Annotated in this window: 15 protein-coding genes; 7 read left to right on the top strand and 8 right to left on the bottom strand. The window is 66.7% G+C overall.

What is annotated here, in order from left to right:
• Positions 1-38: 38 nt before the first annotated feature.
• Complete coding sequence (locus tag GC150_00345) at positions 39-902, bottom strand: hypothetical protein (protein ID MBI1383349.1); 864 nt, start codon at positions 900-902, stop codon at positions 39-41.
• Complete coding sequence (locus GC150_00340) at positions 899-3,409, bottom strand: AAA family ATPase (protein MBI1383348.1); 2,511 nt, start codon at positions 3,407-3,409, stop codon at positions 899-901. Before GC150_00340 ends, GC150_00345 begins: the two co-directional genes overlap by 4 nt.
• 104 nt (positions 3,410-3,513) lie before the next feature.
• Between GC150_00340 and GC150_00335 the strand changes: the two genes are divergently transcribed.
• The 4 genes from GC150_00335 (at position 3,514) to GC150_00320 (ending at position 7,373) form a co-directional block, all read left to right on the top strand.
• Positions 3,514-4,047 carry an MmcB family DNA repair protein gene (locus tag GC150_00335; protein ID MBI1383347.1) on the top strand — a complete coding sequence of 178 codons (534 nt, stop codon included), beginning with the start codon at positions 3,514-3,516 and terminating at the stop codon, positions 4,045-4,047.
• 50 nt (positions 4,048-4,097) lie between these two features.
• Positions 4,098-4,718: a redoxin domain-containing protein gene (locus GC150_00330; GenBank protein ID MBI1383346.1), complete on the top strand. Its 621-nt coding sequence runs from the start codon at positions 4,098-4,100 to the stop codon at positions 4,716-4,718.
• Between the two features lie 232 nt (positions 4,719-4,950).
• Positions 4,951-6,402, top strand: a complete 1,452-nt coding sequence (gene phaZ / locus GC150_00325; GenBank protein ID MBI1383345.1) for a polyhydroxyalkanoate depolymerase — start codon at positions 4,951-4,953, stop codon at positions 6,400-6,402.
• A 92-nt stretch (positions 6,403-6,494) separates the two neighbouring features.
• Positions 6,495-7,373 carry a DUF45 domain-containing protein gene (locus GC150_00320; protein ID MBI1383344.1) on the top strand — a complete coding sequence of 293 codons (879 nt, stop codon included), beginning with the start codon at positions 6,495-6,497 and terminating at the stop codon, positions 7,371-7,373.
• 95 nt (positions 7,374-7,468) lie between these two features.
• Here the strand turns inward: GC150_00320 and aqpZ are convergent, their stop codons facing one another.
• The 3 genes from aqpZ to GC150_00305 all read right to left on the bottom strand — a co-directional run bounded on the left by aqpZ (position 7,469) and on the right by GC150_00305 (position 11,240).
• Positions 7,469-8,164, bottom strand: coding sequence for an aquaporin Z (gene aqpZ, locus GC150_00315; protein ID MBI1383343.1), 696 nt, complete (start codon positions 8,162-8,164; stop codon positions 7,469-7,471).
• A 220-nt stretch (positions 8,165-8,384) separates the two neighbouring features.
• A complete protein-coding gene (locus GC150_00310) occupies positions 8,385-10,667 on the bottom strand; it encodes a PBP1A family penicillin-binding protein (protein MBI1383342.1) in 2,283 nt (760 codons plus the stop codon).
• Positions 10,668-10,748: 81 nt separating this feature from the next.
• Complete coding sequence (locus GC150_00305; protein ID MBI1383341.1) at positions 10,749-11,240, bottom strand: hypothetical protein; 492 nt, start codon at positions 11,238-11,240, stop codon at positions 10,749-10,751.
• Between the two features lie 47 nt (positions 11,241-11,287).
• Here GC150_00305 and GC150_00300 point away from each other — a divergent pair, with 47 nt between their 5' ends.
• The 3 genes from GC150_00300 (at position 11,288) to GC150_00290 (ending at position 13,639) form a co-directional block, all read left to right on the top strand.
• On the top strand, positions 11,288-11,911 hold the full coding sequence (locus GC150_00300; protein ID MBI1383340.1) for a GNAT family N-acetyltransferase: 624 nt from the start codon (positions 11,288-11,290) through the stop codon (positions 11,909-11,911).
• A gap of 259 nt (positions 11,912-12,170) precedes the next feature.
• Positions 12,171-12,554 carry a hypothetical protein gene (locus GC150_00295; GenBank protein ID MBI1383339.1) on the top strand — a complete coding sequence of 128 codons (384 nt, stop codon included), beginning with the start codon at positions 12,171-12,173 and terminating at the stop codon, positions 12,552-12,554.
• 158 nt (positions 12,555-12,712) lie between these two features.
• Positions 12,713-13,639, top strand: coding sequence for an EamA family transporter (locus tag GC150_00290; protein MBI1383338.1), 927 nt, complete (start codon positions 12,713-12,715; stop codon positions 13,637-13,639).
• A 27-nt stretch (positions 13,640-13,666) separates the two neighbouring features.
• On the opposite strand, the gene gyrB is transcribed toward GC150_00290, so the two are convergent.
• The 3 genes from gyrB to GC150_00275 all read right to left on the bottom strand — a co-directional run bounded on the left by gyrB (position 13,667) and on the right by GC150_00275 (position 19,067).
• Positions 13,667-16,129 carry a DNA topoisomerase (ATP-hydrolyzing) subunit B gene (gene gyrB, locus GC150_00285; GenBank protein ID MBI1383337.1) on the bottom strand — a complete coding sequence of 821 codons (2,463 nt, stop codon included), beginning with the start codon at positions 16,127-16,129 and terminating at the stop codon, positions 13,667-13,669.
• A 624-nt stretch (positions 16,130-16,753) separates the two neighbouring features.
• A complete protein-coding gene (recF, locus tag GC150_00280) occupies positions 16,754-17,956 on the bottom strand; it encodes a DNA replication/repair protein RecF (protein ID MBI1383336.1) in 1,203 nt (400 codons plus the stop codon).
• Positions 17,949-19,067, bottom strand: a complete 1,119-nt coding sequence (locus GC150_00275; GenBank protein ID MBI1383335.1) for a DNA polymerase III subunit beta — start codon at positions 19,065-19,067, stop codon at positions 17,949-17,951. The genes recF and GC150_00275 overlap by 8 nt, the downstream gene beginning before the upstream one ends.
• Between the last annotated feature and the right edge of the window lie 116 nt (positions 19,068-19,183).

Here is a 19,183-nt window from a genome sequence, read left to right as displayed (position 1 = left end):
CCTTTTTTCGTCATCGGCAGTGTCCCGGCGGCGCGAGGTCAGACAAGCAGCAGCACCGGGCAGTCGAGCGCGGTCAGCAGGCGGGTCAGGTCGCCGTCCTCGTGTGACATCAGGCCTGCGGCCCGGCCGATCAAAAGGCTCGCGGCGAGTTTGCGGGTGGCCGTTGCAACGACCGTCGGTTCGCCGAAGGCAGGCGGCGCAAGCACAAGCCGCGGCGGGCTTGCCATGGAGGCGAGCTGCTCGGCGAGCGAACCGGCGAGACGGGCGATAGCCTCGCGATCATTGCCGATGACGAGGATGAGCGCGCGCCTTCGTTCGGTGGCGGAGATTTTGAGGAGGAGTGGGAGGAGTGCCGGCAGGTCGCGTTCGTCCTCGAGGGCCATGACGATGCTCTCGCCACGCGTCGAGGCATCCGGTCCGGCGATGAGCAAGGCGTCCGGGGCTTCTGTGGTCCTAGCCAGTGCGCTGCGGATCCGCTCGAGGCTCGAGCGTTGCACGGTCTCGGCGAGGGCGAGGATGTTGTGGAGCCCTGTGCCACCCGGATCGGCTTGCCCGGACGGCGTGTCGACGGCCGCATACCGGTGGCTCGAAGGGCCGTGCGGCGCGGCGCCGTGGCGCCGCGCAAGATGGCGGTCGACGCCGCGCAGGGTATGGTGCACGGTGCCTTCGATCTCGTGGGGGGCAAGTGCGGTGGCGATGCCCGATAGGCGTCGGACCTCCCGGCAACAGTCGAGCGCAGCGAGTGCCGCCAGAGTTCCGTCGTCGTCGAGCCGCTGCTCAATGCGCGCACCGATGGCATCCGCCAACCCGGCGACGGCTGCAACGAGCGTCCGGCTGACGGCCGCGCCACGGGCCTCGATGACGATGCGCCGATGGGTCGCTCCGGTGGGCTGCTGGCTCATGATGTCGACATCGCCTCCTCTGGACCGTCCTTCAGATTGAACTCCCTGCGCAGCTTGGCGAACAGCCGTAATTTGCGTTCGACACGATAATTCACGCTGTCCCTCGGAAAGCGGCCGTCTTCGCCGCGCTCGCCGGCGGGCAGGCCGGTGAGAATCTCGATCCCCTCGTCGATGCTGGAGACGGCATAGATCGAGAACTGGCCGGCGTTGGCGGCAGCGACGATATCCTGGCGCAGCATGAGGTGCTGGATGTTGGCGCGGGGGATCATGACACCTTGGGCGCCGGTGAGACCGCGAGCCCGGCAGATGTCGAAGAAGCCCTCGATTTTCTCGTTGGCGCCACCGATCGCCTGCACTTCGCCGAGCTGGTTGACGGAACCGGTGACAGCGATCGACTGACGCAGGGGCACCTCGGCCAGCGCAGAGATGAGGGCATAGAGTTCGGTCGAGGAGGCGCTGTCGCCGTCGACGCCGCCGTACGACTGCTCGAAGACCAGGCTCGCTGCGATCGAGAGCGGTACGTCGATGGCATAGCGGCTCGCGAGCACGCCCCACAGGATCATGACGCCCTTGGAGTGGAGCGGGCCGCCGAGCAGGGCCTCGCGCTCGATATCGGTGACGCGGCCCGAGCCGAGCCTGACGCTCGCCGTGATCCGGGTCGGCTTGCCGAACGAAATGTTGCCGAACGAGAGGACGCTGAGGCCGTTGACCTGGCCGATCCTGGCGCCATCCGTGTCGATCATCACGATGTCGCGGCGCACCATCTCCTCGGAGCGCTCGCGGATGCGGTCGGCGCGGTGCTCCTGTTCGCTGACGGCGAGTACGACATCGCCCTCGGTGATCAGCTCGCGGCCGGCACGCATCGCATAATAGTCCGCCTCGCGGAGGATATCGGCGAGGCGGCCGACCTGGAGGGAGAGCTTGCGGTTGTCGTCGGCCATGCGCGCGGAGCGCTCGATGAGGCGCGCCATGCCGGCCGCCTCGACGTGGCGTAGCTCGTGGGTGCGCACGATCGAGGCGATGATGCGGGCGTATTCGCGAAGGCTCCCGTCGGTGCGATCGATGGAATCGTCGAAGTCGGCCTGCACCTTGAAGAGGCCAGGGAAATCCGGATCGAGGTCGTTGAGGGCGTAGTAGATCTGGCGGTCACCGACGAGCACCACCTTGACGTCGAGCGGGATGGGGTCGGGCTCGAGGGTCTGGGTGGAGGTCGGGGCCTGGCCTTCGTTCGGCGATTCGATGCGGATCTCGCGGCGGCGCAGGGCGCGCTTCAGGCTTTCGTAGGCAAAAGGCGTCGTCAGCAGCTTGGCCGCATCGAGGAGGAGATAGCCACCGTTGGCGCGGTGCAGGCTGCCGGGACGGATGAGGAGGAAATCCGTGATCAGCGCGCCCATGCGGGCAATGAACTCGACGCGGCCGACGAGATGGCCGTGGCCGACGTTGAGGTCGTCGACGATCGGGGCGCCCTTGTCGGACGGATTGCGCGAGACGATGACGTTCACACGATAGCGTCGGAAACGGTCGTCGCGCGAGACGTCGACCGACTGGGCGACGAGGGCACCGTCCTCTTCTTCGCCGGGAATGATGAAGAGGCCGACGTTGCGAACGAGATCGCGCCGCGCGGCCTCGAGGTAGGTGAGCACATCCGGAAGATCGGAGAAGGCCGCCACGACGTCATCGAGGGCCTGATGGATGGCGAGCGAGGCGACCTCCTCGTTGAGTTCCTGGAGGCGGGCACGCATCTCCTTCTGGACGCGTGGGGCCTGCTGGATGATCTCGCCGAGTTCGGACTGGAGCTGCTCGACGCGGGCTTCGAAGGCCTTGCGTTCGGCATCCGGGAGGGACTGGAAGTCTTCGGGCTTCATCACCTTGCCGTCGGAGAGGGGTGCCATGGCGATACCGGTCGGCGTCTGGACCACGGCGATGCTCTGGGACCGGGCGCGTTCGGTCAGGGCCTCGAAGGCCTGCTCCTGGCGTGAACGGATCGCTTCGGTCAGGGCGCGGTGCCGGCTCTGGTAGTCGTCGCTCTCGAAGAGCGCGGGAAGCGACGTGCGCAACTCGGCGATCGCGGCGAGCATGCCGTTCGCCAGCATCTCGCAACGGCCCGGCGGCAGGGAGAGTGCGCGGGGGGCGGAAGGGTCGTCGAAGTTGTTGACGTAGACCCAGCTCGGGGGCACCGGCTCGCTGGCCGCCTTCCTGGCGAGATACTCCTTGACGGCCGTGCGCTTGCCGGTGGCGGAGGGACCCATGACGAAGAGGTGGAAATCGCGCTGGCGAATGCTGGCGGCGAGTTCGATCGCCTTCAAGGCCCGCTGCTGGCCGATGAGACCGGTGGCGGGTTCGAGTTCCGCGCTACTCAGCACGCCCAGTGTCGCCGGATCGACCGTGAGGCGAAGGTCGGCTGCATCGAGGCGGGTGCGATCGGCGGTCGGACCCGAAGGTCTTGTCGAAGGGGCTCCGGGCGTGGTCACCTCGGTGGGTCCGCTCGTCGGACGCTTGAAGAACATCGGCACCAACTCCTGCAATCGACCCGCCACGGGGCCTCGGGCATCGGTAGACTAGTCGAGGGGCGTGTCGACGAGAAGGCCAGCCGAGTGAAGGAGGGGGGGCCATGAGCGACGATCCAGCGATCAATCGAGCCGCCACGCCCGCCAACGAAGCCGGCGCGGGGTTGCCGGTGGTGCCCGTGGACGGACGACAGTCGCCACGCGCCCTCGAGATCGCGCGCGGGACGGTTCGGCTCTTGCGTCAGCGGGGCTACGAGGCGGTGGCCGAGCTGGTTCTGGCCGACGGGCGGCGGGCCGACCTCGTTGCACTCTCCCAACGCGGGGAAATCTGGATCATCGAGATCAAGTCGAGCCTCGCGGACTACCAGGCCGATGGCAAATGGCCCGACTACCTCGAACATTGCGACCAATTCGCATTCGCCGTCGGCCCGGACTTCCCGCTCGCTGTTCTGCCGGACGGGGTCGGTCTCATCGTCGCCGACCGGTATGGCGCCGAGGAGTTGCGCCCGGCACCAGCCGAGCCGATATCCCCTGCAAGGCGCAAGGCCGTGCTGATCCGTTTCGCGCGGGCGGCAGCGGCCCGGCTGAGTGGGCTCGCCGATCCGCTGGCGGCCTGCGAACAGGGCAACACCTGGTGAAGCGAGCGAAGACGGCGCGGTTGCGAGCCAGAGCGAAGGGACAGTCAAGCATGATCGGACGTGGCATCGGCATCGCCATCACGATCGCGGCGTTCGCGCTCGGCGCGGCGGTCGCCCTCTGGCAGTTCGGCCCGTCCGTGTTCCATCCCGCCGCGCGGTCGGGTGGGCAGGTCAGCGTCGGGACGGCACTGGTCGGCGGGCCGTTCACGCTCACCGCCCACGATGGCCGGCAGGTGAGCGAGCGCGACCTCGTCGGTCGGTATACCCTCATCTATTTCGGCTTCACCCATTGTCCCGACGTCTGCCCGTCGGGACTGCAGACGATTGCCGCGGCGCTCGACGAGGCGGGTCCGGCCGGCGAGAAGGTGACGCCCTGGTTCATAACGGTCGATCCGGAGCGCGACACGGCCGAGCAACTCGCCGACTATGTCTCGCTCTTCCACCCCCGTCTCGTGGGTCTGACCGGCACCCCCGAGCAGATCAAAGCCACGACCAAGGCCTACAAGGTCTATGCGGCGCGCGTCGACGATCCGTCGTCTGCCGGCGCGTACACCATGGACCATTCGTCGATCGCTTACCTTATGGACAAGGACGGTCGCTATGCGGCACACTTCTCGCACGGAACGGGCGCAAGCGAGATGGCGGCTCGACTGCGCACGTTGGTGAAGTGAGGTTCGATCAGGTAAGGAACTGTAAAGTACGTGGTTTGTTCCCGACCAGGGAGGCGTGGACAGACGGCGGGGAATCAGTGGAAACTTTCAATGAGCTTTGCGCAACTTTCGACAACAATGGGCGCACAAGGCCGGATCCACTTGGTTCGTCGCAATGGGGGTTGCGCGAGAGCCTGCGAAAAGCGGGCAAGTGGTGCCCCGTGTCATACCGCCTCAGGGGGACAGTCGGAACATGCTCTATTCCTGGTATGAGCTGGGTCATGCGGCCGTAAGGCCGGCCCGCGCCGCCGCCGATACGTATCGGCTGATCTTGAGCCATCCCTTCAACCCGATCGCGCACACGGCCATGGGGCGCGGGGCGTCGGCCGCGTTCGAGGTCTTCGAGCGCACCACGCGGCGTTATGCCAAGCCGCGCTTCGGCATCGCCGAGACGATCGTCGATGGCGAAACGATCGCGGTGACGCAGGAGACCGTCTCGGAAAAGCCGTTTTGCCGGCTCGTGCGCTTCCGCCGGCACCTGGCGCCCGAGCGCGCGGCGAGCGATCCCAAGGTGCTGCTGGTCGCTCCCATGTCGGGGCATTTCGCGACATTGCTCCGGGGCACGGTGGAATCGCTGCTGCCCGATCACGATGTCTACATCACCGACTGGCTGGACGCGCGGAACGTGCCACTCAGTGCCGGCTCCTTCGATCTCGACGACTACGTCGACTACATGATCGAGATCTTCCGTCGCTTCGAGGGCGATGTGCACGTCGTCGCGGTCTGCCAGCCGTCCGTGCCGGTGCTGGCCGCGGTTGCGTTGCTCGAGATGGATCGCGATCCTGCGATCCCGTCGAGCATGACGCTGATGGGTGGGCCGATCGACACGCGCATCAACCCGACCGTGGTGAACCTGCTCGCGGAAAAACGCGGCACCGAGTGGTTCAAGCGCAACGTCATCACCTATGTGCCCTGGCCGAACGCCGGGGTCGGGCGGGCCGTCTACCCGGGCTTCCTGCAGCTCTCGGGGTTCATGACCATGAACCTCGACCGGCATCTCAAGGCACACAAGGACCTGTTCCTGCACCTCGTGCGTGGCGATGGCGATTCGGCCGACAAGCACAAGGAGTTCTATGACGAGTATCTCGCCGTCATGGATCTCACGAGCGAGTTCTATCTGCAGACCATCGAGACCGTGTTCGTTCGCCATGCCCTGGCCAAGGGTCAGTTCCGCCATCGCGGCCGCCTCGTCGAGCCGAGCGCGATCGAACGGGTTGCGCTTCTGACCATCGAAGGCGAAAAGGACGACATCACCGGGCGGGGGCAATGTTCGGCTGCCATCGACCTGTGCAGCGGCCTCCAGTCCGCGATGAAGCAGCACTACGAGCAGCCCGACGTCGGGCACTATGGCATTTTCAACGGCTCACGCTTCCGCAAGGGCATCCTGCCGAAGATGGCCAAATTCATCCGCCAGCACGACCGCTTCAAGCACACGCGCCCGCCACATCCCGACGAGCGCGCGGTGCACGACCGGACCGGAGACCTGCCTTCGGCAATGCGCTCGATCCCGGTCGAGTTGGCCTGGGGGGTCGGTGCCATGGACCTCGTGGGCCTCACTCCGGAGATCGTGCGGCGCTCCAGCGCGCCGAAGCCCCGACCGGCACAGCGGGCCGGGGGCAAGGTGCCGGGCTCGCGGCGCCGCTGATACCATTCGCTCGGGCGCCGCTGCTTCGGGTGCCCAGGCCAGTCGGACCGTTGGGGCTCGTCGGCGCACCGGGCCGTTCATCGCTCGGCGAAATGTCCTGGCTGCCGGGTGGTCGATCCGACATTGTCACACGTCCCGGGTCGGGCACGGGGCGCACATCCTGTTCAGGCGTTCTCCAGCAACCTCGGACGGTGGTCATGCGGCTGACTGAAGACGTCGTCGGGCACGACGAGATCAAGGTCCAAGGCCTCTCGCGCCCCATCGAAGTGCGGCGGCACCCGGCCGCCCGACGCTTGACACTGCGGGTTTCACAGACCCGCCGGGCGGTGATCCTGACGGTTCCAACGACTTGCGGCCGCCAGGAGGCAGGGCGCTTCGTGACGCGCAACCTGGCGTGGCTCAGATCACGACTGGCGGATCTGCCGCCGGGTGTGCCCTTCGAGGAGGGGGCGCTGGTGCCGCTTCGTGGTGTCGAGCACGTGGTGCGATTCCGGGAGCCGCAGCGGGGCGGTGGGGTCGTCAGGGCTCTCGAGGGCGACGAGCGCATCGCCGATGGGTTGCCCGTGCTGGAGGTCGCGGGTCTCGGCAGGAGCGGGGCCCGGCGGTTGCGCGACTGGTTGCAGGCGGAGGCGCGGCGAGACGTATCGCGCGCGGTCGGTTTTCATGCGCGAAATCTCGGGCTGCAGCCGCGTCGCATCACGGTGCGCGATCAGACCACGCGCTGGGGGTCCTGCTCGTCGGGCGGGGCGCTTTCGTTTTCCTGGCGGCTCATTCTCGCGCCGCGCTTCGTGCTGAGCTACGTGGCGGCACACGAGGTCGCGCACCTCCAAGAGATGAACCACGGACCGCGATTCTGGGCACTGGTGCGCATGACCATGCCGCGACTCGACGAAGCTCAGGCATGGCTGCGTGAGCATGGCGCGCGATTGCACAGCATCGGTTGCGAGAGCGAGGACGGCGCCGGCGATTGACGTCGTGCCGGTTTGCCGGAGCGGGCCGAGACCCGCCCCGAGGTCCGCGCGACCGGAGACCCGATGCGCGGCCCGGGCTTTCCAGAAGCGCCCGCCTACCGCTCGTTATCGGAAAGGAGGGCGTTGTAGATCAGCGCGCCGATCGCGGCGCCGATGACCGGGGCCAGCCAGAACAACCAGAGCTGCCCGAGGGCATCCCCGCCGGCAAAGAGCGCCTGACTCGTCGAGCGGGCCGGGTTCACCGACGTATTGGTGATCGGGATCGAGATCAGGTGGATGAGCGTCAACGCCAGGCCGATGGCGATCGGGGCGAAACCGGCAGGTGCGCGCTTGGCGGTCGCGCCGAGGATTATGATCAGGAAGAAGGCAGTGAGGACCGCCTCGGCGACGAATGCCGAGACCATGGAAAAGCCGCCCGGCGAGGCGGTTCCATAGCCGTTGGCGGCAAAGCCACCCACACCCGTGAAGCCGGTCTTGCCGGAAACGATCAGATAGAGCAGCGCGGCGGCGGCCACGGCGCCGAGGAGCTGCGCGACAACATAGGGCAGGAGCTCGGACCACGAGAAACGCCCGGCCACCGCGAGGCCGGTCGAGACAGCGGGGTTGAAATGGCCGCCGGAAATCGGGCCGACCGCGTAGGCCATGGTCAGCACGGTCAAGCCGAACGCGAGTGAAACGCCAGTGAAACCGATGCCGAGCCCAGGATAGGCTGCGGCGAAGATCGCACTACCGCAACCACCGAACACGAGCCAGAAAGTGCCGAATGCCTCGGCGGCAAGCTTTCGCGACATGGATGTCTCCAGCCATTGAGGGGTCGTCCGGCATCGCCATCGACCTGGCCAGCCGCATCCGTGCGGATCAGCTGGTCGGTCGCCTTCGAGCCGTGTCGAGCCTATGGACCGGAATCGGACAGTGTCCAGAGTGTTCACGCCGCCCCATCCGTGGCGAAACTGACGTCTCCACAGCCATTACGCGGTCGGCGCCGCTGTCGCTCACGCCTTGGCGGGTGTGTCAGTTTCGGGACGTCAGCCAACCCAGCGGATCGCTTTCTGCCCGTTGATTGCCTTTGGCGGCGGGCGGCGTGTCGCCGGTTGCAAGACCGAGGCCCATCGGGGCGACGGCGGGCTTTTCGGCCAAATCCAGGAGTTCGGCGATGCTCGCGACACTGCCGGACGGATCGTCCGGTGAACGGGGGCGTTCGCGCAGCGCCATGAGCTTGGCCGCGTAGCTACCGGCGAGTGGTTTGGGCAGCAACCCTTCATGCGCGGCCAGCATCACTTCGCGCCAGATGTGTGCCGGAATATCGCCGCCCGAGACCGACTGCATGCTTCGGTTGGCGTCGTTGCCGACCCAGACGCCGGCCGTCAGGTGGCCGGTGTAACCGATGAACCAGGCGTCGCGGAACTCCTGGGAGGTGCCGGTCTTGCCTGCGGCCGGGTGGGGCGGAATGGCGGCGCGCTTGCCGGTGCCACTGGACAGGGTGTGCGCGAGCATGTCGCTCATGGCCGCGACGCTGGTCTCCTCGACGACGCGCGTTTCCGCAGCGCTCTTGCGTTCATAGAGCACCGTCCCGTCGGCCCGGCGGACATCGAGGATCGCATGTGGAGTGACGGTCGAGCCACCATTGGCGAGGTGCGCGTAGGCGGCGGTCAACTCGAGCGGTGTCACCTCGGCGGTGCCGAGGGCGAGCGAGGGGTTGGTGTGGACTGGCGTGCGCACGCCGAGGCGCGCGGCGGTCTTGGCGACCTTACCGGCGCCGACCTCCATCATGAGCCGAACCGCAACCGTGTTGTAGGAATGGGAGAGCGCCTCGCGCAGCGTCGTGCGCCCGCGATAGCGCTCCGTCGCATTGCGTGGTGACCAGCCGTCGACCTCGACGGGCTCGTCATAGGCAACGGAATCCGGCGTGAAACCGGCCTCCATCGCCGCCAGATAAACGAGCGGTTTGAATGCGGAGCCGGGCTGGCGTGTCGCGCGAACGGCGCGATTGTACTGACTTTCGTCGTGAGAGACCCCGCCGACCATCACACGAACCCCGCCATTGTGATCGAGGACGACGACGCTGGCCTGTTCGGCGCCCCGAGCCACCGCGCCTACGTCGATCGCCTGGCGCACGATGCTCTGGGCGCGGTGCTGGAGTTCACTGTCGATCGTCGTGCGCACGATGATCGTGCCTTCGGTCGTGCCGACCAAGGCGTCGAGCTCGTCGAGGACCCAGTCGGCGGCATAGTCGGCGCCGCGACTGCGAAGCCGGCGTGGGCCCGTCTTGAACTTCACCGGCCGCGAAGCCGTGGCGGCTTCCTCTTCGGCGGTGATATAGCCCTCGGCGCGCATGCGTTTCAGCACGACACGGGCGTGGCGCAGTGTGCGGCGCGGGTCGCCGGTCGGGGCGAAGCGGGTCGGGGCTTTCAGCAAACCCGCCAAAACGGCGCATTCGGCGAGGCCGAGTTCCTCGGGGCGTTTGCCGAAGTAGCGGTCCGCAGCCATGGCGACGCCATGGGCGCCACCGCCGAAGTAGACCCGGTTGAGATAGAGCTCGAGGATGCGCGGCTTGTCGAGCCGCCACTCGAGCCAGAACGCGAGCATCAGCTCCTGGGCCTTGCGCAGGAGATTGCGGTCGGGGGCGAGGAAGAGGTTCTTGGCCAGCTGCTGGGTGATGGTCGAGCCGCCCTGCACATAGCGGCCGGCTCGTACGTTGGCGAAGGTGGCGCGTGCGAGGCCGACGAGGTCGACCCCGGAGTGCTCGAGAAAGCGCGAATCCTCGGTGGCGATGACGGCCTGGATGAGCTGACGGGGCATGGCCGCGAGCGGGACGATGCGGTGTTCATCACCGCGTTGGGCCAGCAGTGAGCCGTCGCGGGCGAGCACCTTGACCACCTGACGCTCGACGACAGCGCGTTCGAGCGAGGGTTTCGGCATGGTGACGAGCACCGCAGCGCACACCGCGAGCGCGGCAACGACCGGGGTGAAGGTCAAGCCGGCGGTCCAGATGACGAGCCTTCGCAGCCCCGGCCGGCTCCGACGGGGGCCGCCTGTTCGCCGCGCCGGCGTCTGACCGGAGACGTTGCTGGTGGTCGATTCGCTCGCCCAGAACCTGCCGAGCAGAGCCAAACCGCCCGCAAGCCCGTGACGAGCGCCGCGGTCCGCGCTGCCCAATGGCGCTCGGTCCGGCGCGCGTCGCTCGCTCGGCCAATAGGGGCGGTCGTCGAAGGAGGGGTCATTCCGGTCGAGCATGTCACTCACGCAGATGCTGTTATTCTGCGGGCGACAGAATGCTGCCGCCTGAGGCAGCATCCTTGCTGATCAGCCTTTACAAAAACTGAAGTTTAGTCCCGCCACAGGTCATCGTCGGCGGTTCATGAAACTCGGATGCCGTCAACCGAGCTTGCCGAGTGAGCCGGCGGCGGCTCCACCAGCGGCATCGGCGCGACGCTGGGCGAGGAGCTCCTTGCGCTCGGCCTCGAGGCGCTCGCGCTCGGCGGCGATCGAGCGGCGCTCGGCGGCCAGATGCTCGCGAGCCTCGCGCATGGCTTCGCTCTCTTCGTATTGCTGCTCGACCGAAAGTGCACTCGAGAACAGCCAGCCAACGAATGTCAGCGCGCTGAAGACGATGATACGCGCGACGACGACGAACGCCATGAAGACGAGGCTCTGCTCCTGCAGCAGGAAGCGCAACCAGACGTTGACCCGGGGCGTCGTGCCGAAGTGGTTGGTGAGGGAATAGAGGATGTCGTCCTTGCGGTAGCTCGCCCAGATTTGGATCGACTCCAGCGTCTCGGGAAAATAGTAGGCGCAAAGAGCGATCGCGATGATGCCGAGGATCAACGACAGGAAGATCGTCAACAGCGCCCTGATCAAGCCGGCCATCATAACGCTCTCCCCCTCGCGTTCACCGCGGCACCCGGCCGGGCGACATGTTTGCCAGTTCGTTCTACAAGTCGAATTGCCATGCAGCAAGGTGCCGCGGCGCGCCGGGTCGCGGTATCGAATCGAAGGTGGGCCCGATGAACATCGAAGGGTGTGTGATCACAAAGGGTGAGGCACAGGACGCCGAGGCACTGGTCGATCTCTACCGCGACGCGTTTCCCGACGAGGATCTCACCGGATTGATCCGCGAGTTGCTCAAGGCTCCGGCGGATGTCGTCTCGTTCGTTGCGCGGCGCGCGGGCGCGGTGGTCGGGCACGTCGCGCTCTCGCGCTGCGCGGCGACGGATGGTGGCGGTCCGATCGGTCTGCTCGGGCCGTTCGCGGTGGCACCGGCCCTGCAACGCAAGGGCCTCGGGATGGCGCTCGTCGAGGAGTTGTTCCGATACGCGGCGGGCGCAGGGATGGGGCTCGTCCTCGTGCTCGGCGACCCGGCCTACTACGGCCGCTACGGCTTTCGCCCCGAGGAGGACGTCGAGCCTGCCTATCCGCTCCCCGATGAGTGGCGCGAGGCCTGGCAGTCGGTGACGCCCGGCGGTGGTACGAGGCCCCGCCGTACCGGCCGGCTGATCGTGCCGGCGCCCTGGCGGCGGGCCGAGCTCTGGGGTCCGTGACGGGGTGGGCGCTGTGGGTCAATCGGGTCCGGCGTCCTCGATTCAGGTGTCCCGTTCAGCGGCGAAGGAAGGCGTTGCGAACGCGGATTTCCAGCTCACGTTGGAGGGGGAGAAGAACACGAAAACTCTTGCTGATCATAGAATTTCCGATTATACTCCCAATATATTCGAAGTGCGATTCCCAGCGTTCGCGCAATGCTGGTGCCGAAGGTCCGGGGTGGTCGCGCCGGCCGTAATTTTCGGTTTCGAGGGATATTTCATGGAACGCCCGGTGTTGAACGTTGGCGGAATAATCTTCCTTTATTTAATCTCTTGTGTCCTTCTCGTGACCGAATGGCCCGACTCCTGGTGGGAGGCGGTCGATCCGTCGGTCATCGTCGAGTGCAGGTCGGAATTCGGCGCGTCGGTTGTGATCGGATTCAGCCCGTGGCTCGGGCGCATCCGCTACGATGGCAGCCGCATAACTGGCGACGTTACGAGTGGGTCGGTCGCCTTCCGCTTCAGAAACGTGAACCACGAATCCTGCGAGTGGACCGTGTCCCGTGTCTCCGGCGAGGCGGACTTGCGATGCGATGGCAAGGCCAAGACCGACACGAGTGTTTCCGTATTTACCTGCGTTCGCAAGGACAAAGTCCTCTTTTGAATGCGTTCCGAACCTGCCCCGAGGGCGGCCCGTTCAGTGCAGTGCGCCGCTGTGGTCTCCCCTGCGCTCGCGGGGTGTCGCCATCTCGCGCATGAATCGGGTGGAGGCGGTGCCGTAGAGCGGACATGGTCGGGCCGGGTCAGGGCTCGGGGGACGGCATGCAGGCGGCTCGGACGATGGACGGACAGGACTGGGCGCTGCTGGTCCTCCTCTCGGTGCTCTGGGGTGGCGCCTTCTTCTTTTCCGGGATCGCGGTGCGAGAGCTGCCGCCACTCACCGTGGTGCTCGCGCGCGTCTTCTTCGCCGGCCTGACCCTGCTCCCGGTCTTCTGGCTGCTCGGGCACCGGCTGCCGACCAGCGTTTCGGGATGGCGCCCCTTCGTCGGTATGGGACTGCTCAACAATGTTCTCCCCTTCTCGCTGATCTTCGCCGGTCAGACCTATATCCCCTCGGGGCTAGCCTCGATCGTCAATGCGACGACGCCCCTCTTCACGGTGTTGGTGATGGCGGCGTTCGCCGAGGAGCGGCTCACGGGACTGCGCGTCTGCGGGGTTCTGCTCGGTTTGGTCGGGGTCGCGGTGCTCAAGGGATTTTCCGCGAACTTCGAGAACGCCGAGTTCGTCGGCATCCTCCTATGCCTTGCCGGCGCGGCGAGCTACGGGTTCGCCGGCCTCTGGGCGAGGCGGAACCTCGGCGGTGTCCCCCCGCTCAAGTCCGCGACGTGCCAGCTCATTTCCTCGAGCGTCATCATCGCGATCGTCGCTTGCTTCGTCGATCGTCCGTGGGCGCTCGCGATGCCGGGGACTGCGACGCTGCTTTCCCTCCTGGCGCTCGCCGTATTCGGCACCGCCGCGGCCTACGTGGTGTTCTTTCGCATCATAGGGCGGGCGGGCGCCAGCAACGCGATGCTCGTGACACTGCTCATCCCGGTCTCGGCGCTGGCGCTCGGGATCGCTTTCCTCGACGAGCCGATCCGCGAGCGCCAGATCGCCGGCGCGCTTGTGATCGCGCTCGGGCTGCTTTTCATCGACGGGCGAATTCCGCTCCGCGTCATGGCGTGGCGGGTCCCGAGGCAACGGCGATAGCGGGCCGGCGCACCCTGCGTGCGCCGGTCAGACGTCGAGGTTGGCGACGGAGAGGGCATTCTCCTGGATGAATTCGCGGCGCGGCTCGACCACATCGCCCATCAGCTTGGAGAAAATATCGTCGGCCGCGTCGAGTTCGCCGATCCGCACCTGCAAAAGCGTGCGGGCCGCCGGATCGAGCGTCGTCTCCCAGAGCTGGTCGGCATTCATTTCCCCGAGACCTTTGTAGCGCTGGAGGGACAGACCCTTGCGGCCGGCTTCGTAGACGGCATCGAGCAGGTCGCGGGGCCCGTGGATCGGCCGGCTCGTCTCGCGGCGGCGAAGGATCGCGGGCTTGCCGTAGACGGCCGCGAGGTCGGCGCGCCGTTCCTCGAGCCGCGTGCCCTCGCGCGAGCGGAGCAGGGCGTGGTCGAGTACGTGAGCCTCGGTCACGCCGCGCAGTTCGCGCCGGAAGACGAATCCCTCGTTGCCGTAGTGCCCACTCCAACCGCGATCGGTCTCCTCGAAGATCGCATCGAGGCGGGCGGCGATCGCGGCGGCGCGGGCGTTTGCGGCTTCGGCCGACTGGGTGAGGCCCGGCTCGAAGAGGCCGCCGATGGCCGCCTGCTCCACGATGAAGCGGGTGTAGCGGGAGTGCAAATCATCGATGAGGCGGACGACGGCGCGCGCGAGTTCGACGATGTCGCGCAGGTCCTGGCCGGCGCGCGTCTCGCCGTTGCCGGTGGTCAGCGTCGTCTCCTCGAGGCCCTGGTCGATCAGATAATCCTCGAGGGCCCTCTGGTCCTTGAGATACGTTTCGGATTTTCCCCGCGTCACCTTGTAGAGGGGCGGCTGGGCGATGAAGAGGTGCCCCGCCTCCACCAGTTCGGGCATCTGGCGGTAAAAGAAGGTGAGCAGGAGGGTCCGGATGTGGGCGCCGTCGACGTCGGCATCCGTCATGATGATGATCTTGTGGTAGCGCAGCTTTGCGAGATCGACGAGGCTCTTTCCCTCCTCGCCGCGGCCGATGCCGGTGCCGAGGGCGGTGATGAGCGTGCCGATTTCCTGGCTCGATAGCATCTTGTCGAAGCGGACCCGCTCGACGTTGAGGATCTTGCCACGGATTGGGAGAACCGCCTGGAACTCCCGGTTGCGCCCCTGCTTGGCGCTGCCGCCCGCCGAATCGCCCTCGACGATGAACATCTCGGTGTTGGCCGGGTTCGGGTCCTGGCATTCCGCCAGTTTTCCAGGAAGATTATTGATGTCGAGAACGCCCTTGCGCCGGGTGAGATCGCGGGCGCGGCGCGCGGCCTCTCGCGCCTGGGCCGCCTGGATGACCTTTTCCATGATCTTCCTGGCCTCGCGCGGGTGCTCCTCGAGCCAGGCCGCGAGATGGTCGCCGACGGCGCTCTCGACCACGGGGCGAACTTCGGAGGAAACGAGCTTGTCCTTGGTCTGGCTCGAGAACTTCGGGTCCGGAACCTTGACGGAGAGGACGCAGGTGAGGCCCTCGCGGGCATCGTCGCCGGTGATCGCGATCTTCTCCTTCTTGGCGATGCCGCTCTCGTCGGCGTACTTGTTGACGACCCGCGTCAAGGCGCCGCGGAAGCCGGCGAGGTGGGTTCCGCCGTCGCGCTGGGGAATGTTATTGGTGAAGCAGAGAACGTTCTCGTGGAAGCCGTCGTTCCACCAGAGCGCGACCTCGACACCTATGCCGTCGCGCTCGGTGCGGATCATGATCGGCTCGACGATGCCCTCGATCGGCTTTCGGGAGCGGTCGATGTGGCGCACGAACTCGGCGATGCCGCCATCGTAGCAGAACTCGACGACGCGCGGGTCGGCCGAGCGGGAATCGACCAGCACGATCCGCGCACCCGAGTTCAGGAAGGCCAGTTCGCGCAGACGATGCTCGAGGGTGGTGAAATCGAATTCGGTGCGGGTGAAGGTCGCCGGGCTCGGAAGGAAGGAAACCTCGGTGCCGTGCTGGCCCGAGGCGTCGCCGAGGATCGCCAGCGGTGCGGTCGGAATGCCGTTCTCGAAGGCGATGTGGTGCTCCTTGCCGTGCCGCCAGACGCGGCAGCGCAGCCAGGTCGAGAGTGCGTTGACCACGGAGACGCCGACGCCGTGCAGGCCGCCGGAGACCTTGTAGGCGTTCTGGTTGAATTTTCCGCCCGCGTGCAATTCGGTGAAGACGATCTCGGTGGCCGAGCGTTTGGGCTCGTGGTCGTCGTCCTGCTTGATTCCGACCGGAATGCCGCGACCGTCGTCGCGTACCGTGCACGAGCCGTCGGCATTGAGCTCGACCTTGCAGTAACTCGCATGGCCCGCGAGAACCTCGTCGACGGCGTTGTCGACGACTTCGTAGATCATGTGGTGCAGGCCGGAGCCGTCATCGGTGTCGCCGATGTACATGCCCGGGCGCTTGCGCACGGCGTCCAGACCCTTCAGATGGACGATCGAGCCCTCGTCGTAGTCGCTGGCATCGTCCCGTCGGAGCGGCTCGCTGCTCATGGCATCTCTCTATCTTTGGTCTATTCTGAAAAAACGCGACCGCCGCGGTGCGGCAGGCTGGCGGACCGGTGGAAGCCGTCGGCCGGTCACCCGGCGGGGTCTCCTTCAACTCCAGAGCCGGCATTGGCCCGGTCCATGGCCCGCCCGCCCCCCCGCTTGGTCGAAATCCCATCCATCGAGGTGATCGTCCTTCAATGCGCTGCGCCGATCCGACCCGCTACACGGCATTTTCACCCGGCGTAACCGGTCACCGAGGGCGCCGGCCGTTCCGCCATGGGGGCGAAATCGGTGGGCGAGCACCACGAACCGGTCCGTTGCTGCGTCATACGACCGTCGCGCCCGAATTCCTCCGACCGGAACGATGTCCAATGCGGCGGAGCCGGTCCGCAGAACCGCCCTTCGTAGCTCGGTCAACGCGGCACACCCTGCGAAACGACTCCTCGTGCGAATGCCGCGCGCACGCCCCTTCGGAAGGCTTGAATTCACCTCCATCAGTATAGCATATCGGGGCCTTCGCGGAAGTCTTTTCTGCAATAAATAATCATTATTTATCAGCTACTTATGTGTGCGCTTCCCCGGTTTCCACCCGGTCCGTGGGAACCGCTGTCGCAAGTCGTCCGAAGATCAGGGAACCGGCCTTGCGCGACCGTCTTCGACGAGCAGGAAATCGGCCGCTCCCTCGAGGCGATGGAAGGGGCCACGGTCGGTCCCCGTCATCCATGCCTGGGTGCCGAGGCGGAGCAGCTCCTCGAAGAGCGCCCCTCGGCGGGCCTCGTCCAGATGGGCCGCGATTTCGTCGAGGAGCAGCACCGGCGCCGTCCCCTTGGGGCTCGCGCGCACCAGTTCGGCGTGGCCCAGCACGAGATTCACCAGCAGGGCCTTCTGCTCGCCGGTCGAGCACAGTCGGGCAGGCTGGTCCTTGGGGCCGTGCACGACGTGCAGATCGCTGCGGTGGGGGCCGAACCGGGTTCGCCCCGCAGCACGATCGCCCGGCCGCATCTCGGCGAGGCGCTCGCGGTAGCGGGCTTCGATCTCGAAGGGTGGGCAGTCGCGCGCCGCAAGCTCCTCGAGCGGGCCCTCGAGGGTCATTCGGGCCCAGGGAAAGGCAGACAGGGGATTTGCGAGCCGGCGTCGGGAGATGGTCCCGGTCAAGGCTTTCACGGTGGCGGCGCGAGCGATGGCGATCGCAGCTCCGGCGGCCGCCATCTGCTGTTCCAGGCCGGCGAATTGGAAGGCGGGGGCACGCTCGTCCTCGAGCAGGCGGTTGCGCTGGCGCATGGCGCGTTCGAACGCGGCGGCGGCGGCGCGCGAGCCCGGCTCGAGGCAGAGGACCAGCCGATCGAGGAACCGTCGTCGCTCGCTGGCGGGGCCGGTGAAGAGGCCATCCATCGCAGGCACGAGCCAGACCATCTCGAGATGGTCGGCAAGGGCGCCCGAGCCCTTTTGGGCGCGATGGTCGATGCGGACCGCGCGCCCGCCGGCCGTTGCGGACGATTCGATGCCGGTGCCGATATGAATGGTCGCGCGCGGCGTTACGACGTCGGCGGCAATCGCCCAGCCACCGCCGCCGCCCGAACGGGCAAGATCCGCGTAATTCGAGCGCCGCATGCCCTGGCCGGGCGCGAGCAGGGACACCGCTTCCAGCAGATTGGTCTTGCCCGAGCCGTTGGCGCCGTAGAGAACCACCGGACGTGGCCCGAGAGTCAGGCGAAGGTCCGCGTAATTGCGGAAATCGAAGAGGCTCAGCGTGGCGATCCACGTGACCGGCGCATCGGGCGAACCACCCGACCGAACGGCTTCCCCTGCGGTTGTCGGCTGCTCAGACACGCATCGGCATCAGCACGTAGATCGCCGAAGCATCGCCGTGGTCGCGGATCGTGGTCGGCGAGCCGGGGTCCGCGAGCATGAACTCGGCTTCGCCGCTATCGAGCTGGCTGGCGATATCGAGCAGATATCGGGCGTTGAAACCGATCTCCAGCGGTTCGGCGGAGTAGTTGACCTCGATTTCCTCGGTCGCGCTGCCGCCGTCGGGATTGTAGACGGAAAGGGTCAGCCGACCGGCACCCAGTGCCAGTTTGACGGCCCGACCCCGGTCGGTCGAGACGGTCGACACACGATCGACGGCGGTCGCGAACTCGCCGGTTTCGACGATCATCTGCTTGTCGTTCGATTGCGGGATGACGCGGTTGTAGTCTGGGAACGTGCCTTCGATCAGCTTCGAGGTCATGATCACGTTGGCGCAGGCGAACTGGATCCGGCTGTCGGATAGCGCCACGTCGACGGGGGCGTTCTGATCCTCGATGAGCCGGTGAAGCTCGTTGACGGTCTTGCGCGGTACAATGACGCCCGGCATCCCCTCGGCACCGGACGGGCAGTCGAACTCGACGCGCGCGAGGCGGTGGCCGTCGGTTGCAACGGCCCGGAGCATCGGCTTGCCCGTCGGGTCGGCGACGTGGAGATAGATTCCCGTCAGGTAGTAGCGGGTCTCCTCCGTCGAGATCGCAAAGCGCGCCTTCTCGATCAGCCGCTTGAGGTCCCGAGCATCGATCTCGAAACGGTGCGGCAACTCGCCGGCCGTCAGATCGGGGAATTCGTCGGCGCTGAGCATCGGAAGGTGGAAACGGGCCTGGCGCGTCATGACGGCGAGGCGCTGTTCGTCGCCCTCGGTCGCAAGTTCGACCTGGCTGCCGTCCGGCAGCTTGCGCACGATATCGTAGAGCAGATGCGCGGCAACGGTGGTTGCGCCGGGCCGCGAAACGGTTGCCGGAACGCTTTCGACCACCTCACGTTCGAGGTCCGTGCCCTTCAGCTCCAGCACCGAATCACCGGCCACGAGAAGGACATTCGACAGAATCGGCAGCGTGGTGCGCCGTTCGACGACGCTGGCCACGTGGGACAGGGCGCGCAGTAGGTCGCCCCTTTCGATGTGCAGTCGCATGGCGCCTGACCTCGCCTTCGCTGTGCCTCGCGGCCTTCGCAACCTAAGGGCCCCGACACGGCCGCACCACAAGTATGAACGTGCGAGGCCCACCTGCCGGCACGAATCGGTTGCCC

The sequence above is a fragment of the Hyphomicrobiales bacterium genome, assembly GCA_016125495.1.
Lineage (GTDB): Bacteria > Pseudomonadota > Alphaproteobacteria > Rhizobiales > RI-29 > RI-29.
Note: the sequence above shows the minus strand (reverse complement) of the source record. Positions and strands in the feature narration are given on the sequence as shown.

Excerpts from the sequence above, each read along its gene's own strand:
- GC150_00345 (MBI1383349.1), bottom strand. The coding sequence starts at position 902 with ATGAGCCAGCAGCCCACCGGAGCGACCCATCGGCGCATCGTCATCGAG.
- GC150_00340 (MBI1383348.1), bottom strand. The coding sequence starts at position 3,409 with ATGTTCTTCAAGCGTCCGACGAGCGGACCCACCGAGGTGACCACGCCC.
- GC150_00335 (MBI1383347.1), top strand. The coding sequence starts at position 3,514 with ATGAGCGACGATCCAGCGATCAATCGAGCCGCCACGCCCGCCAACGAA.
- GC150_00330 (MBI1383346.1), top strand. The coding sequence starts at position 4,098 with ATGATCGGACGTGGCATCGGCATCGCCATCACGATCGCGGCGTTCGCG.
- phaZ (MBI1383345.1), top strand. The coding sequence starts at position 4,951 with ATGCTCTATTCCTGGTATGAGCTGGGTCATGCGGCCGTAAGGCCGGCC.
- GC150_00320 (MBI1383344.1), top strand. The coding sequence starts at position 6,495 with ATGTCCTGGCTGCCGGGTGGTCGATCCGACATTGTCACACGTCCCGGG.
- aqpZ (MBI1383343.1), bottom strand. The coding sequence starts at position 8,164 with ATGTCGCGAAAGCTTGCCGCCGAGGCATTCGGCACTTTCTGGCTCGTG.
- GC150_00310 (MBI1383342.1), bottom strand. The coding sequence starts at position 10,667 with ATGCTGCCTCAGGCGGCAGCATTCTGTCGCCCGCAGAATAACAGCATC.
- GC150_00305 (MBI1383341.1), bottom strand. The coding sequence starts at position 11,240 with ATGGCCGGCTTGATCAGGGCGCTGTTGACGATCTTCCTGTCGTTGATC.
- GC150_00300 (MBI1383340.1), top strand. The coding sequence starts at position 11,288 with ATGTTTGCCAGTTCGTTCTACAAGTCGAATTGCCATGCAGCAAGGTGC.
- GC150_00295 (MBI1383339.1), top strand. The coding sequence starts at position 12,171 with ATGGAACGCCCGGTGTTGAACGTTGGCGGAATAATCTTCCTTTATTTA.
- GC150_00290 (MBI1383338.1), top strand. The coding sequence starts at position 12,713 with ATGCAGGCGGCTCGGACGATGGACGGACAGGACTGGGCGCTGCTGGTC.
- gyrB (MBI1383337.1), bottom strand. The coding sequence starts at position 16,129 with ATGAGCAGCGAGCCGCTCCGACGGGACGATGCCAGCGACTACGACGAG.
- GC150_00275 (MBI1383335.1), bottom strand. The coding sequence starts at position 19,067 with ATGCGACTGCACATCGAAAGGGGCGACCTACTGCGCGCCCTGTCCCAC.